The 15,026-nt window shown below is 53.4% G+C and carries 13 protein-coding genes and 3 tRNA genes; 12 read left to right on the top strand and 4 right to left on the bottom strand.

The genetic code is table 11. From position 1 onward, the window contains the following. Positions 1-8 precede the first annotated feature (8 nt). A complete protein-coding gene (gene yjeN, locus AABJ99_RS21415) occupies positions 9-326 on the top strand; it encodes a protein YjeN (RefSeq protein WP_039021164.1) in 318 nt (105 codons plus the stop codon). Beyond that, on the top strand, positions 323-637 hold the full coding sequence (gene yjeO / locus AABJ99_RS21410; protein WP_039021165.1) for a YjeO family protein: 315 nt from the start codon (positions 323-325) through the stop codon (positions 635-637). The genes yjeN and yjeO overlap by 4 nt, the downstream gene beginning before the upstream one ends. 30 nt (positions 638-667) lie before the next feature. Here yjeO and mscM read toward each other — a convergent pair whose 3' ends face one another. The 3 genes from mscM to rsgA form a co-directional block, all read right to left on the bottom strand. Further along, the gene (gene mscM, locus AABJ99_RS21405) at positions 668-3,991 is read right to left on the bottom strand and encodes a miniconductance mechanosensitive channel MscM (protein ID WP_001236769.1); all 3,324 of its coding nucleotides are present in this window, start codon (positions 3,989-3,991) and stop codon (positions 668-670) included. Positions 3,992-4,012: 21 nt separating this feature from the next. Further along, entirely contained in the window at positions 4,013-4,981 is a 969-nt protein-coding gene (gene asd, locus AABJ99_RS21400) for an archaetidylserine decarboxylase (RefSeq protein WP_039021166.1), read from the bottom strand. Positions 4,982-5,077: 96 nt separating this feature from the next. Next, positions 5,078-6,130, bottom strand: a complete 1,053-nt coding sequence (gene rsgA, locus AABJ99_RS21395) for a small ribosomal subunit biogenesis GTPase RsgA (protein WP_039021167.1) — start codon at positions 6,128-6,130, stop codon at positions 5,078-5,080. A 94-nt stretch (positions 6,131-6,224) separates the two neighbouring features. Here rsgA and orn point away from each other — a divergent pair, with 94 nt between their 5' ends. The 5 genes from orn to AABJ99_RS21370 all read left to right on the top strand — a co-directional run bounded on the left by orn (position 6,225) and on the right by AABJ99_RS21370 (position 7,687). After that, positions 6,225-6,770, top strand: coding sequence for an oligoribonuclease (gene orn, locus AABJ99_RS21390; protein WP_001295188.1), 546 nt, complete (start codon positions 6,225-6,227; stop codon positions 6,768-6,770). Positions 6,771-6,980: 210 nt separating this feature from the next. Next, a tRNA-Gly gene (locus AABJ99_RS21385) sits at positions 6,981-7,056 on the top strand. Positions 7,057-7,213: 157 nt separating this feature from the next. Continuing rightward, positions 7,214-7,289: transfer RNA gene (locus AABJ99_RS21380), tRNA-Gly, on the top strand. 35 nt (positions 7,290-7,324) lie between these two features. Then, positions 7,325-7,400, top strand: a tRNA-Gly gene (locus AABJ99_RS21375). A 233-nt stretch (positions 7,401-7,633) separates the two neighbouring features. Next, on the top strand, positions 7,634-7,687 hold the full coding sequence (locus AABJ99_RS21370; protein ID WP_104917837.1) for a hypothetical protein: 54 nt from the start codon (positions 7,634-7,636) through the stop codon (positions 7,685-7,687). On the opposite strand, the gene queG is transcribed toward AABJ99_RS21370, so the two are convergent. Beyond that, positions 7,670-8,809 (bottom strand): tRNA epoxyqueuosine(34) reductase QueG, encoded by a 1,140-nt coding sequence (gene queG, locus AABJ99_RS21365; protein ID WP_039021168.1) that lies wholly within the window; start codon positions 8,807-8,809, stop codon positions 7,670-7,672. The genes AABJ99_RS21370 and queG overlap by 18 nt on opposite strands. Here queG and nnr point away from each other — a divergent pair. The 5 genes from nnr to miaA are packed head-to-tail and all read left to right on the top strand — an operon-like array spanning position 8,808 to position 14,944. After that, on the top strand, positions 8,808-10,355 hold the full coding sequence (nnr, locus tag AABJ99_RS21360) for a bifunctional ADP-dependent NAD(P)H-hydrate dehydratase/NAD(P)H-hydrate epimerase (RefSeq protein ID WP_077782401.1): 1,548 nt from the start codon (positions 8,808-8,810) through the stop codon (positions 10,353-10,355). The genes queG and nnr overlap by 2 nt on opposite strands. Next, positions 10,327-10,788, top strand: a complete 462-nt coding sequence (gene tsaE / locus AABJ99_RS21355) for a tRNA (adenosine(37)-N6)-threonylcarbamoyltransferase complex ATPase subunit type 1 TsaE (protein WP_000981977.1) — start codon at positions 10,327-10,329, stop codon at positions 10,786-10,788. Before nnr ends, tsaE begins: the two co-directional genes overlap by 29 nt. Positions 10,789-10,806: 18 nt before the next feature. After that, complete coding sequence (gene amiB, locus AABJ99_RS21350) at positions 10,807-12,144, top strand: N-acetylmuramoyl-L-alanine amidase AmiB (protein WP_000990284.1); 1,338 nt, start codon at positions 10,807-10,809, stop codon at positions 12,142-12,144. A 9-nt stretch (positions 12,145-12,153) separates the two neighbouring features. After that, complete coding sequence (gene mutL, locus AABJ99_RS21345) at positions 12,154-14,001, top strand: DNA mismatch repair endonuclease MutL (RefSeq protein WP_039021169.1); 1,848 nt, start codon at positions 12,154-12,156, stop codon at positions 13,999-14,001. Beyond that, on the top strand, positions 13,994-14,944 hold the full coding sequence (gene miaA, locus AABJ99_RS21340) for a tRNA (adenosine(37)-N6)-dimethylallyltransferase MiaA (RefSeq protein WP_001280339.1): 951 nt from the start codon (positions 13,994-13,996) through the stop codon (positions 14,942-14,944). Before mutL ends, miaA begins: the two co-directional genes overlap by 8 nt. The last annotated feature ends 82 nt before the right edge of the window (positions 14,945-15,026 follow it).

Raw genomic sequence — 15,026 nt, 5'->3', positions numbered from 1 at the left:
AAGACGTTATGGACAACGGTAGTCGGGATCCAGTGATAACCGAAGATGAAATCAGGGCGCTGCAATTTTCTGCCTGGGATGTAGCGGAAATAGAGCAGACTATTCTCTCTTTTGTCGATGACTGTCACACCCGTAAAGTGGCAATGGTGGTCGGTAATACCATTAATACCCTCAAAGATCGCGATGGTTCGCGGTGGGGAAACCTGCCTGATATCTATTGCACTTACCTGATCAGGTGCCTGGTTTTTCGTGGGGAATTAATCGGGTATGGTGATTTGTTCCGCATGCGTTATAGCGAAATTAAACTACCGATTGAAGCATCATGAGTGCTCGTCAGTTTATTTTATGCTGCATATGGTTCTTCGTATCTGTTCTCTGGATTCTGATAATGTCCGCGCTGGACAAAGAGTGGATGATTGATGGACGCGGGATTAATAACGTCTGCGATGTGCTGATGTATCTCGAAGATGACGATACCCGTGATGTCGGTGTGATAATGACGTTACCGCTCTTTTTCCCTTTTCTCTGGTTCGCTTTGTGGCGAAAAAAACGCGGCTGGTTTATGTACGCCACCGCGCTGGCTATTTTCGGCTACTGGTTGTGGCAGTTTTTTCTGCGCTATCAGTTTTGCTTGTGAGCCGGATGGGTTCATCCGGCCACAAAGACCTTACAAACTTCCCGCCTGACGACCTTTGCCCGCAGAAGTTAATGTTCTCCCCGTTTGTTTACCGTTGAGGCTTTCCAGACGCATCTGGAAGGGCGGGAATGGCATATCGATACCGTGGGCATGGAATCCTGCCAGAATCAGCTGGTGAATCTCATGGCGTAGTGGCATGCGGTGACCCATCTCAGCGGCGTAAATACGCAGCTCGAAAATCTGAATCCCCTGTTGTAGATCCACCAGGAAGACTTCCGGTGCTGGGTTATCGATCACCAGCGAGCAGCGACGCGCTGCGGTGAGCAGGATTTCCGTCACTTCTTCACTGTTGGCATCGGCAGGGGCCGGAATCGTCAACACCACGCGCGTGACCGAGTCAGAGAGCGACCAGTTGATAAACTGCTCGGTAATAAACGCCTTGTTCGGCACGATAATTTCTTTGCGGTCCCAGTCGCTGATGGTGGTGGCGCGGGTGTTAATTTTCGTCACACTACCGGTGAGATCGCGGATCGTCACCGTATCGCCAATGCGAATCGGTTTTTCGAACAGGATGATCAGGCCAGAGATAAAGTTGGCGAAAATTTCCTGCAAACCAAAGCCCAGACCAACACCGAGCGCGGCGACCAGCCACTGCAATTTCGACCACTCAATACCAATCATTGAGAAGCCGACCAGCCCGCCAATCAGCATCAGCAGATATTTGGTGATGGTGGTGATGGCGTAACCAGTGCCCGGCGTTAAATCGAGGTGCTGCAAAATCGCCAGTTCCAGCAGCGCGGGCAGGTTGCGCACCAGCTGTGTGGTGATGATAAACACCAGAATGGCAATTAGCACCGCACCGAGGGTAATCGGCTCCAAACTTTCTACGCCCTGTACCGTGGAAGTGACATCCCACAGCGAAATATTTTCGAGGAAGCCGAAAGCGGAATGGATTTCTGACCACAGCACAATGACCGAAAGCAAGGCGATCAACATCAAAATTGAGCGCACCAGCCGCAAGGATTGCGCACTGATGGCATCGAGATCGACTTCGCTTTCATCGACTTCAATTGCCCCTTCCGGGCTACTGTGATGATGCGCTTCCTCTTCGCCACGCGCACGCTGCGCTAACATCTCTGCCCGGCGATGCTTCGCCCGGTCAAACGCCAGCCTGCGCCGCTGGATCAGCATCCAGCGGCGGATAACGTGATAAACCACCAGTAGCAGGAACCAGATGGCAACCGAGGTTTCAAGCCTCGCTAACAGTGCCTGCGCCGTTGCCAGATAACCCACCGCCGACGCCAGGATGGCTACCAACGGTGCGCCAATCATCATGTTCCACAGCATATGGTTGGTAATGTTGTCGCCGCTGCCTTCTTTGTTGAGATACAACGGAATCCCGGCCTTTTTCAGGCTGAGGGTGACTACCGCCAGTGCACCGCAAATGAGGATAAAACAAAGCCGTCCCAGCGAACCGGAGAATTCACGGTCGTCGAGGTTATCGAACATCATCAGCGCCATAATCAGCGGCACAATAAGCCCGATGCTCATCAGGTAGTAACGCATCCCACGGGAAACCCGTTCGCGTGGCCAGCCGAAATGAGCGATAAACAAGCCGTTCGGACGGGCAAAGGTGGCGCAAATCATCACTACCCACAGCAGCGGTACGGTGGCCGTTACGCCATCACCAATTGCGACCGCCAGCGGATAAGGCCACGCCTCGCGCAAGCCGTAACCCAGCGTCATCCACAGCACCGGTAGCGGTGATGCGACGAGAATCGACCAGAAAAGGGTGCGCAACGTCAGCCAGAAGTGATCCTGAGTCACTTTGCCGACTTTCGCCGCCGAACGTTCAAGAAAACGGGTGAAATAGCGGCGTGAGTAAATACTGCAACCGACCAGAATCAACGCGCCAAACAGCGGCAAAATCGTCTCTTTGCTGGTCAGCATCATTACGCTGGCTTTGCCCAACTGACTGAAGGTGTCCAGCGAAATGAGACGACGCAGATCCTGAGCGATCTCCAGCGGCCAGGCGATGGTCATCGGGCGCACGTCAGAAGTCCAGAACAGGTATCGGTGCGTCGCTTCATTCACTTCTTTCAGCGCATCTTCCAGTTGCCCGTTGGAGACTTTCAGCTTGGTCAGCTCCAGCAGTAACGTGTCGCCACCCTGCAACAATGAGTTCAGCAACTCACGCTGAGTGCGTAGCTGTGCTTCCAGAATACGGTTTTGCTCGGCGGTCAGCGGCTGACCGTCTGCCTGATGGATTTGCCTTAGCAACGGCTGTTTATTAAGCAGATCCTCATAACGTAAGCGTTGCACACGCAACTGTGCCATTTCGGTATCAAGCTGTTGTGGTTTCGGCATTTCCGGTAGCCGTGCCACCTGCGCCCGCAACGCTTCGCCGAGCAGGTTGGACGATCCCAGCCATTGTGATTGTTCACGCAGCGTATTCAACGCCTGCCGGACCTGTAGTGTCTGGCTGGCAGCCTGACGCTGTTGCGAGGCAACGAGATCCATCCGCTGCGCCTGTTGATTCAACGCCGCCGACAGCTCGCGGTTAATTTTGAATTGCGCGACGATATCTTTCGGCAAGTCGGCGCTGTTTTCTGCCAGAAGTTCGGTGCTTTCCAGCGCCCGCTCCGCCTCAAGCTGGCGTTGGCTGTTCAACTGATTACGCAAGGCCTGCAAATACGCATCCAGTTGCTGGCTCTCTTTTTCCGCCAGCTCTGAGCGCAAGCGCGCTAATTCTTGCCTGTTATTGGCAGACAGCTGCGCCAATTCCAGTTCATCAACGAGCGCCTTCAGTCGTGCAGAGTCAGATTGCAAAGCAAAATTTTGCGCCTGATTAAGCGGGGTATTGCCGGTAAGCGTTCCAAGGCGGCGCTCGATTTCATTCAACTGGCGGCGGGCGTCAGTTTGCTGTTGCGGCAGTTGATTCAGCGAATCGGCAATCTCGCGGGCGCGCTCTTGCTCTTGCTGGGCCTGACGGCTCTTATCCAGTAACTGACTGCTGACCTGGAGAATTTCCTGATTCAGCGCGTCGGTAGACATTCCCGGCGATACGCTGCGCGGCTCGTCACGCATGTTGTTTAATTGCGCGCGCAGAGTAGCGGAGAGTTTCGGGTAATTATCAATGACTTCTTGATATTGCTTGATGCGCTCAAGGGAACCTTTTCGTTCCTCAAGCGCATTTAAGGCGGACTGGAGTGCCTCTACGACTTCCGGCTGAGCGGGTTTCGCCGCTTTTGCCTGCTCCAGTTCCTGGGTGATTTGTTTACTATCGGGGGCCGTCGCGGCGTACGCCCCCCAACTGAGGCACCAGGCCATCAGAAAAGCGATAATCAGGCGCACGTCAGCGTTTCCTTTGATGGATTAGACCTGGTCTTTTTTGTCGTCAACCAATGGGCTGGCGTCGTGTTCTGCCTCGATCTCTTCAGCAGGAAGCGGGGCAGGTTCAGAGTCTGGCGTAACAAAGGTTTCGGTAGATACTGCCAGCGGCTGGCCAATTTTCGTGACAGACAGGCTTTCCAGTTGCTTAACCAGATCCACTTTACCCGGTGCAAACAGGTTGATAACGGTAGAGCCGAGTTTAAAGCGCCCCATTTCCTGGCCTTTCAGCAGCGCCACAGAACCGTCGTTTTCTCCGGCAGGCCATGTCCAGCGCTTGATGATGCCTTCGCGCGGCGGCGTAATGGTGCCCGCCCAGACAGTTTCAATGCTGCCAACAATCGTCGCCCCGACCAGAATCTGCGCCATCGGGCCAAATTCGGTATCGAACAGGCAGATCACGCGTTCGTTACGGGCAAACAGATTCGGCACGTTCTGAGCGGTGAGATGGTTAACGGAGAAGAGATCGCCCGGCACATAGATCATCTCACGCAGAATACCGTTGCACGGCATGTGTACGCGGTGGTAGTCACGCGGAGAGAGGTAAGTGGTCACAAACGTACCGTTACGGAAAAGATCCGCCATCAGATAGTTCCCTGCCAGCAGAGCTTCGAGGCTGTAGTTGTGGCCTTTAGCTTGCAGGATTTTATCTTCTTCGATTTTACCTAACTGGCTGATAACGCCATCGGCAGGCATGACCAGTACATTAGGATCGGTATCGATTGGGCGTACTTCGTCACGCAGCGGACGGACAAAGAATTCGTTAAAGGTGCGGTAGCTGGCGGTGTCCGGCTTTTGCGCCTCTTTCATGTCGACCTTGTAGTATTTAACGAACAGATCGATAACCAGTTTTGTCAGCCATCCTGCCCGCTTGCTTGCGCCCCAACCCGCCAGGCGAGTAAGCCATAATTTCGGCAGAATGTACTGTAGCGAAAGTTTAAATGAATTTAACAAGGTAGCCTCCAGGCCATTGTTTTGTCGTTCCTGATCCGGCCTACATGCCGGATCCTGAAAAAAAGGGGACGATTCTAACGACGGTTAGCTTAATTGTCAGTCATCCGTATCAGAAAAGTTTTTACGCGTTTTTACCTGCGCCATGCTTTCCAGAATACGGTGATAGTTTTCGAAACGGGTTTCCGCGATTTTCCCTTCCTCAACCGCTTCCCGGATAGCGCAGCCCGGATCGGTATCGTGTTTGCAATCGCGATATTTACACAGACCTAAGTAGTCATGGAATTCGACAAAACCCCGAGTAATTTGTTCCGGTTCCAGATGCCAGAGACCAAACTCACGCACACCTGGGGAATCAATCACATCACCGCCGTGCGGGAAGTGATACAGCCGCGCGGCAGTCGTGGTGTGCTGACCAAGCCCCGAGTTATCCGAGACGTCGTTGGTCAGGATCTCTTTTTGCAGCCCCAGCAACGCGTTCAGCAGGCTGGATTTGCCGACGCCAGACTGCCCGGCAAAAATACTGATGCGCCCGGTCAACGCCTCTTCCAGCGGTTTCAGTCCATCCTTAGTATGACTGGAAACCATCAATACGCGATAACCGATATTGCGGTAGATATTCATCTGCTCGTTGACGAATTCCATGCCTTCGTCGTCCAACAGGTCTATCTTGTTGAGCACAATAATCGGCTCAATCTGCAAGGTTTCGCAGGCCACCAGGTAACGGTCGATAATATTGAGCGACAGCTCCGGCAAAATCGCGGAGACAATGACAATCTGGTCGATGTTGGCAGCAATGGGTTTCACACCGTCGTAGAAATCCGGGCGCGTCAACACTGAGGTGCGCTCATGCACCGCTTCCACGATCCCTTTGACATTTACGCCTTCCGCCGCCGGTTTTCCCGGACGCCAGACTACGCGATCGCCGGTCACCAGCGAACGGATGGTACGGCGAATATTGCAGCGGTGAACGTCGCCATCGGCGGATTCCACATCAGCGTGCATACCAAAGCGGCTGATGACGATACCTTCATCAGGCTCGCCAAACAGATTGTCGTCGTAGTCGGGCTTCTCCTTAGACGTTTTAAGACGACGCTGGTGATTGGCGTTCACGCGGCGCTGCTGGCCTTTGGAGAGTTTATTTTTACTCAATCGTACAGACTCCTGGTCGCCCCTGATGGGCAAAACATCTATGATACACGCAATTGTGGATCAATATAGTCACTGTGAATGGGTGGAAAATAGCATGAGTGCCAATGAAAACAACCTGATTTGGATCGATCTTGAGATGACCGGTCTGGATCCCGAGCGCGATCGCATTATTGAGATTGCCACGCTGGTGACCGATGCCAACCTGAATATTCTGGCAGAAGGGCCGACCATTGCAGTACATCAGTCCGATGAACAGCTGGCGCTGATGGATGACTGGAACGTGCGCACCCATACCGCCAGCGGGCTGGTGGAGCGCGTGAAAGCGAGCACGATGGGCGATCGGGAAGCTGAACTGGCAACGCTCGAATTTTTAAAACAGTGGGTGCCTGCGGGAAAATCGCCGATTTGCGGTAACAGCATCGGCCAGGATCGTCGCTTCTTGTTTAAATACATGCCGGAGCTGGAAGCCTACTTCCACTACCGTTATCTGGATGTCAGCACACTGAAAGAGCTGGCGCGCCGCTGGAAGCCGGAAATTCTTGATGGTTTTACCAAACAGGGGACGCATCAGGCGATGGATGATATCCGTGAGTCGGTGGCGGAGCTGGCTTACTACCGCGAGCATTTTATCAAGCTGTAAAATTTGTTCTGGTCACGTAACCGCCGGAATCCACTTGCGGCGGCGTGATTTTGACGCTAAATTGAACGTCTTGCTGATAATTTCAGCACTTGAGATAAAAACTCAAAAAAAATTTTTTAGGGGGGTTGCAGAGGGAAAGATTTCTCGTATAATGCGCCTCCCGTAACGACGCAGAAATGCGAAAATTACGAAAGCAAAATTAAGCAGTACGCGGGAATAGCTCAGTTGGTAGAGCACGACCTTGCCAAGGTCGGGGTCGCGAGTTCGAGTCTCGTTTCCCGCTCCAAAATTTGAAAAGTGCTGCAAAGCACAGACCACCCAATCGCAGTATTTCGAATTGCGACAAGGCGGCAACTGAACGAATCCTTGGGAGCTTACAAAAGTAAGTGACTAAGGTGAGTGAAGGCAGCCAAGGCAGTAGCGGTTCGAAAGACGAAGATTAAGCGGGAATAGCTCAGTTGGTAGAGCACGACCTTGCCAAGGTCGGGGTCGCGAGTTCGAGTCTCGTTTCCCGCTCCAAAATTTGAAAGTGCTGCAAAGCACAGACCACCCAAGCGGGAATAGCTCAGTTGGTAGAGCACGACCTTGCCAAGGTCGGGGTCGCGAGTTCGAGTCTCGTTTCCCGCTCCAAATTCTTCTCTCAATAAAATATCCACAGCGACGCGATGCGTTATTGCTGGTTTTTGTTGTCTCTGACAAACTCTTGTAAACAGAGTTATCCACAGCCTCATGTCGTAATCTTAATTTCAAAGAAACTTCGCACGGTGAATAGTATTTTTTTAACTTATTGATATATAAGTTGAAAATTAAGATCTCGTTTTGTCGAGTCGATCACTTGACGATTTTATTCGTCTTGAATTGCAATGCGTTTTTATTTTTATTCACAAGCTGTGGATGAATCAGGCATCTCGTGGTAATCCCTTTTCAATGACCCGAACCAGACGCTGTTTTTTCGGTAGTTGTACCTCCACGACGCACGCATTTCGCCTCTCGATTTGCTGCGCAATCGCCCACGCTATGTGCTCATCAAGAAGTGGGTGCTCACCTTTACGACTTTCCAGCGCTGTCAAAATCGTTTTATCCCAGGGGGCATTGCCTAATGCCACGGCGATATTACGCAGCCAACGCAGGTGACCTATACGGCGAATCGCCGAACCTTCCGTGACTTTTAAAAACTTCTCTTCACTCCAGGCGAATAACTCAATGAGTTCCGGTGCGTGTAGTGGTTTGCGCGGGCTGAAATCGTCTTCTGTAGTGAGTTGCGAATAGCGATTCCACGGGCAGATAAGCTGGCAGTCATCGCAACCGTAAATACGGTTTCCCATCAATGGACGCAGCTCTTCCGGGATCGCCCCTTCCAGTTCAATGGTGAGATAAGAGATACAGCGGCGAGCATCGACGGTATATGGCTCGACGATGGCGCCGGTCGGGCAAATCGTCATACAGGCCACGCATTTACCGCATCCTTCCTCGACCGGTTGATCCACGGGCAGCGGAATATCGACCAGTAATTCACCTAAAAAGAAGAACGAACCGGCCTCGCGATTGAGGATAAGTGAGTGCTTACCTGTCCAGCCAAGACCTGCTTTTTCAGCTAACGGGCGCTCGAGAATAGGCGCAGAATCGACAAACGGTCTAAAATTCAGCGAAACACAATGTTGCTGAATCATCTCGCCCAGCTTTTTGAGTCGGTTGCGCAGAAGTTTGTGATAGTCACGGCCCAACGCATAACGACTTACATAGCCGAGTTTGGGGTTTTTCAGCGTGCTGGCAAATGCGGCGTTAGCAGGAAGGTAATTCATCCGCACGCTGATGACGCGCAGCGTACCGGGCAATAACTCATGGGGGCGGGCGCGCAGCATACCGTGACGCGCCATCCAGTCCATTTCGCCGTGGTATTGTTTGTCCAGCCATGCTTGCAGTTTGGGCTCGGACGCGCTGAGATCGGTATCGGTAATACCTACCTGCTGAAAGCCCAGTTCCAGCCCCCACTGTTTAATATTTTGCGCTAACTGATTGAGATCGAGGGGCTCTGACATGACGGACCATACAATGAAGAAAAACCCCGTAAGTATACCACATACCGTCTGGCACGCCGACGATATCCGCCACGGCGAACGCGAGGCGGCAGATGCGCTGGGGCTTACACTCTATGAACTGATGCTTCGCGCTGGTGAAGCCGCATTTCAGGTGTGTCGTTCGGCTTATCCTGATGCCTGCCACTGGCTGGTGCTGTGCGGTCATGGCAATAACGGCGGCGATGGTTATGTGATTGCGCGGCTGGCAAAAGCGGTTGGCATTGAGGTCACGCTGCTGGCCCAGGAAAGTGACAAACCGTTACCGGAAGAGGCCGCGCTGGCGCGCGATGCATGGTTAAACGCAGGAGGCGAGATCCATGCTTCGAATATTGTCTGGCCCGAGTCAGTAGATCTGATTGTTGATGCGCTGCTCGGTACCGGATTGCAGCACGCGCCCCACGAATCCATTAGCCAGTTAATCGACCACGCTAATACTCACCCTGCGCCGATTGTGGCGGTTGATATCCCTTCCGGCCTGCTGGCTGAAACCGGCGCTACGCCAGGCGCGGTAATCAACGCCGATCACACCATCACTTTTATTGCGCTGAAACCTGGCTTGCTCACCGGGAAAGCACGGGATGTTACCGGAAAACTGCATTTTGACTCGCTGGGGCTGGACAATTGGTTGGCAGGTCAGGAGACGAAAATTCAGCGGTTTTCGGCAGAACAACTTTCTCACTGGCTGAAACCGCGTCGCCCGACTTCGCATAAAGGCGATCACGGGCGGCTGGTGATTATTGGTGGCGATCACGGCACGGCGGGGGCTATTCGTATGACGGGGGAAGCGGCGCTGCGTGCTGGCGCTGGTTTAGTCAGAGTGCTGACCCGCAGTGAAAACATTGCGCCACTGCTGACCGCACGACCGGAATTGATGGTGCATGAACTGACTATGGACTCTCTTACCGAAAGCCTGGAATGGGCCGATGTGGTGGTGATTGGTCCCGGTCTGGGCCAGCAAGAGTGGGGGAAAAAAGCCCTGCAAAAAGTTGAGAATTTTCGCAAACCGATGTTATGGGATGCCGATGCATTGAACCTGCTGGCAATCAATCCTGATAAGCGTCACAATCGCGTGATCACGCCGCATCCTGGCGAGGCCGCACGGTTGTTGGGCTGTTCCGTAGCAGAAATTGAAAGTGACCGCTTACATTGCGCCCAACGTCTGGTACAACGTTATGGCGGCGTAGCGGTGCTGAAAGGTGCCGGAACCGTAGTTGCCGCGCATCCTGACGCTTTAGGCATTATTGATGCCGGAAATGCAGGCATGGCGAGCGGCGGGATGGGTGATGTGCTCTCTGGTATTATTGGCGCATTGCTTGGGCAAAAACTGTCGCCGTATGATGCAGCGTGCGCGGGCTGTGTCGCACACGGTACGGCAGCTGACGTACTGTCGGCGCGTTTTGGAACGCGCGGAATGCTGGCGACCGATCTCTTTTCCACGCTACAGCGTATTGTTAACCCGGAAGTGACTGATAAAAACCATGATGAATCGAGTAATTCCGCTCCCTGATGAGCAGGCAACATTAGACCTGGGCGAGCGGGTAGCGAAAGCCTGCGATGGTGCAACCGTAATCTATCTGTATGGCGATTTAGGCGCAGGTAAAACCACCTTTAGCCGGGGCTTTTTACAGGCTCTGGGTCATCAGGGTAATGTCAAAAGCCCCACTTATACGCTGGTCGAACCCTATACGCTCGACAACTTAATGGTGTATCACTTTGATTTATACCGCCTTGCCGATCCCGAGGAGCTGGAGTTTATGGGGATCCGCGATTATTTTGCTAACGATGCCATCTGCCTGGTGGAGTGGCCACAACAAGGTACAGGTGTTCTTCCTGACCCGGATGTCGAAATACACATTGATTATCAGGCACAAGGCCGTGAGGCGCGCGTGAGCGCGGTTTCCTCTGCGGGTGAATTGTTGCTGGCGCGTTTAGCCGGTTAACCTTTGAAAGGTGGCGGGATGATGTATCGCATCAGAAATTGGTTGGTAGCGACGTTGCTGCTGCTGTGCGCGCAGGCTGGCGCCGCTACGCTCTCTGATATTCAGGTTTCTAACGGTAATCAACAGGCGCGAATAACATTGAGTTTTACTGGCGATCCTGATTACGCGTTTAGCCATCAAAACAAACGCACCGTGGCGCTCGATATCAAACAAACGGGCGTGATTCAGGGGCTACCGTTGTTGTTCAGCGGTAATAATCTGGTGAAGGCGATTCGCTCTGGAACGCCTAAAGATGCACAAACGCTACGGCTGGTGGTCGATCTCACCGAAAACGGTAAAACCGAAGCGGTGAAGCGGCAGAATGGTAGCAATTACACTGTCGTCTTTACGATTAACGCTGATGCGCCGCCACCGCCTCCACCGCCGCCAGTGGTTGCGAAGCGCGTTGAAACGCCTGCGGTTGTCGCACCGCGCGTCAGCGAACCGGCGCGTAATCCGTTTAAAACCGAAAGTAACCGCACTACGGGTGTTATCAGCAGTAATACGGTAACGCGTCCGGCAGCGCGCGCGACGGCTAACACAGGCGATAAAATTATCATCGCTATTGATGCCGGACACGGCGGTCAGGATCCTGGCGCTATCGGCCCTGGTGGTACGCGGGAGAAAAATGTCACCATCGCCATCGCGCGTAAATTGCGTACTTTACTCAATGATGATCCGATGTTTAAGGGCGTTTTAACCCGTGACGGGGATTACTTTATCTCGGTAATGGGGCGCAGCGATGTGGCACGTAAGCAAAACGCCAATTTCCTCGTCTCGATTCACGCTGATGCCGCACCGAACCGCAGTGCGACTGGCGCTTCCGTATGGGTGCTCTCTAACCGTCGCGCCAACAGCGAAATGGCCAGCTGGCTGGAGCAGCACGAGAAACAGTCGGAGCTGCTGGGCGGAGCGGGCGATGTGCTGGCGAACAGTCAGTCTGACCCGTATTTAAGCCAGGCGGTGCTGGATTTACAGTTCGGTCATTCCCAGCGGGTAGGGTATGATGTAGCGACCAGTATGATCAGTCAGTTGCAACGCATTGGCGAAATACATAAACGTCGACCAGAACATGCCAGCCTTGGCGTTCTGCGTTCGCCGGATATCCCATCAGTACTGGTCGAAACCGGTTTTATCAGCAACAACAGCGAAGAACGTTTGCTGGCGAGCGACGATTACCAACAACAGCTGGCAGAAGCCATTTACAAAGGCCTGCGCAATTATTTCCTTGCGCATCCGATGCAATCTGCGCCGCAGGGGGCAACGGCACAAACGGCCAGCACGGTGACGACGCCAGATCGCACGCTGCCAAACTAAGGATGATTGATGCCAATTCAGGTCTTACCGCCACAACTGGCGAACCAGATTGCCGCAGGTGAGGTGGTCGAGCGACCTGCGTCGGTAGTCAAAGAACTGGTGGAAAACAGCCTCGATGCGGGTGCGACGCGTATTGATATTGATATCGAACGCGGTGGGGCGAAACTTATCCGCATTCGTGATAACGGCTGCGGTATCAAAAAAGATGAACTGGCGCTGGCGCTGGCGCGTCATGCTACCAGTAAAATCGCCTCTCTGGACGATCTCGAAGCTATTATCAGCCTGGGGTTCCGCGGTGAGGCGCTGGCGAGTATCAGTTCAGTTTCCCGTCTGACGCTCACTTCGCGCACCGTAGATCAGCAGGAAGCCTGGCAGGCATATGCCGAAGGGCGCGATATGGACGTGACGGTTAAACCGGCGGCGCATCCGGTGGGAACGACGCTGGAAGTGCTGGATCTGTTCTACAATACCCCGGCGCGGCGGAAATTCCTGCGTACCGAGAAAACCGAATTTAACCATATTGATGAAATCATCCGCCGCATTGCGCTGGCGCGTTTCGACGTCACTATTAACCTGTCGCATAACGGCAAAATAGTTCGCCAGTACCGCGCAGTGCCGGAAGGCGGGCAAAAAGAACGGCGCTTAGGCGCGATTTGCGGCACCGCTTTTCTCGAACAAGCGCTGGCGATTGAATGGCAACACGGCGATCTCACGCTGCGCGGCTGGGTGGCAGATCCAAACCACACCACGCCCACACTGGCAGAAATTCAGTATTGCTACGTGAATGGTCGCATGATGCGCGATCGCCTGATCAATCATGCGATCCGTCAGGCCTGCGAAAACAAACTGGGGGCCGATCAGCAACCGGCATTTGTGTTGTATCTGGAGATCGACCCACATCAAGTGGACGTCAACGTGCACCCCGCCAAACACGAAGTGCGTTTCCATCAGTCGCGTCTGGTGCACGACTTTATCTATCAGGGCGTGCTGAGTGTGCTACAACAACAGCTGGAAACGCCGCTGCCACTGGACGATGAACCTCAACCTGCACCGCGCACCATTCCGGAGAACCGCGTGGCCGCCGGGCGTAATCATTTTGCTGAACCGGCAGTTCGTGAATCGGTAGCTCCCCGCTACTCTCCTGCGCCCGTCTCTGGTGGTCGTCCAGCAGCTTCCTGGCCAAATGCGCAGCCAGGCTACCAGAAACAGCAAGGTGAAGTGTATCGCCAGCTTTTGCAAACGCCTGCGCCGATGCAAAAACCAAAAGCACCTGAACCGCAGGAGCCAGCGCTTGCGGCGAACAGTCAGAGTTTTGGTCGGGTACTGACTATCGTCCATTCCGACTGTGCGTTGCTGGAGCGCGACGGCAACATTTCACTTTTAGCCCTGCCAGTGGCAGAACGTTGGCTGCGTCAGGCGCAGTTGACGCCGGGTGAAACGCCAGTTTGCGCCCAGCCGTTGCTTATTCCGTTGCGGCTAAAAGTTTCTGGCGAAGAAAAATCGGCATTAGAAAAAGCGCAGTCTGCCCTGGCGGAATTGGGTATTGATTTCCAGTCCGATGCACAGTATGTGACCATCAGGGCCGTGCCTTTACCCTTACGCCAACAAAATTTACAAATCTTGATTCCTGAACTGATAGGCTACCTGGCGAAGCAGTCCGTATTCGAACCTGGCAATATTGCGCAGTGGATTGCACGAAATCTGATGAGCGAACATGCGCAGTGGTCAATGGCACAGGCCATCACCCTGCTGGCGGACGTGGAACGGTTATGTCCGCAACTTGTGAAAACGCCGCCGGGTGGTCTGTTACAATCTGTTGATTTACATCCGGCGATAAAAGCCCTGAAAGATGAGTGATATCAGTAAGGCGAGCCTGCCTAAGGCGATTTTTTTGATGGGGCCGACGGCCTCCGGTAAAACGGCGTTAGCCATTGAGCTGCGTAAAATTTTACCAGTAGAGTTGATAAGCGTTGATTCTGCCCTTATTTACAAAGGGATGGATATCGGGACGGCGAAGCCGAACGCTGAAGAGTTACTCGCCGCGCCGCACCGATTGCTGGATATTCGCGATCCGTCGCAGGCTTATTCGGCCGCTGATTTTCGCCGCGATGCGCTGGCGGAAATGGCTGATATCACCGCGGCGGGGCGGATCCCACTATTAGTGGGCGGTACGATGTTGTATTTCAAGGCATTGCTGGAAGGGTTGTCGCCGCTACCGTCGGCAGACCCCGAAGTGCGGGCCAGAATTGAGCAACAGGCGGCAGAGCAAGGTTGGGAGTCATTGCATCGTCAACTTCAGGAGATCGATCCGGTTGCGGCAGCAAGGATTCATCCAAATGATCCACAAAGGCTTTCCCGGGCACTGGAAGTTTTTTTCATTTCGGGTAAAACTTTAACGGAACTGACGCAAACGTCAGGAGACGCTCTACCGTATCAGGTGCATCAGTTCGCCATCGCCCCGGCGAGCCGTGAACTGCTCCATCAACGAATTGAGCAGCGTTTTCATCAGATGTTGGCTTCAGGTTTTGAAGCAGAAGTCCGGGCGCTTTTTGCCCGAGGAGATTTGCATACGGACTTGCCTTCCATTCGTTGCGTGGGTTATCGCCAGATGTGGTCTTACCTTGAAGGCGAAATCTCATACGATGAAATGGTTTATCGAGGTGTTTGCGCCACGAGACAGTTGGCGAAGCGGCAGATAACCTGGCTGCGTGGTTGGGAAGGGGTTCACTGGCTTGACAGTGAAAAACCAGAACAGGCGCGTGACGAAGTATTACAGGTTGTTGGTGCTATCGCAGGCTGAATGTGTACAATTGAGACGTATCGTGCGCAATTTTTTCAGAATCGAAAGGTTCAAAGTACAAATAAGCATATAAGGAAAAGAG

Origin of the sequence: Escherichia coli, from assembly GCF_036503815.1 — a bacterium.
In the GTDB taxonomy this organism is placed as follows: Bacteria; Pseudomonadota; Gammaproteobacteria; order Enterobacterales; family Enterobacteriaceae; genus Escherichia; species Escherichia coli_F.
This window is presented reverse-complemented; position numbering and strand designations above follow the sequence as displayed.

Coding starts and splice junctions, on each gene's coding strand:
- orn (WP_001295188.1), top strand. CDS start 6,225: ATGAGTGCCAATGAAAACAACCTGATTTGGATCGATCTTGAGATGACC.
- yjeN (WP_039021164.1), top strand. CDS start 9: ATGGACAACGGTAGTCGGGATCCAGTGATAACCGAAGATGAAATCAGG.
- yjeO (WP_039021165.1), top strand. CDS start 323: ATGAGTGCTCGTCAGTTTATTTTATGCTGCATATGGTTCTTCGTATCT.
- miaA (WP_001280339.1), top strand. CDS start 13,994: ATGAGTGATATCAGTAAGGCGAGCCTGCCTAAGGCGATTTTTTTGATG.
- mutL (WP_039021169.1), top strand. CDS start 12,154: ATGCCAATTCAGGTCTTACCGCCACAACTGGCGAACCAGATTGCCGCA.
- queG (WP_039021168.1), bottom strand. CDS start 8,809: ATGTCAGAGCCCCTCGATCTCAATCAGTTAGCGCAAAATATTAAACAG.
- tsaE (WP_000981977.1), top strand. CDS start 10,327: ATGATGAATCGAGTAATTCCGCTCCCTGATGAGCAGGCAACATTAGAC.
- amiB (WP_000990284.1), top strand. CDS start 10,807: ATGATGTATCGCATCAGAAATTGGTTGGTAGCGACGTTGCTGCTGCTG.
- nnr (WP_077782401.1), top strand. CDS start 8,808: ATGACGGACCATACAATGAAGAAAAACCCCGTAAGTATACCACATACC.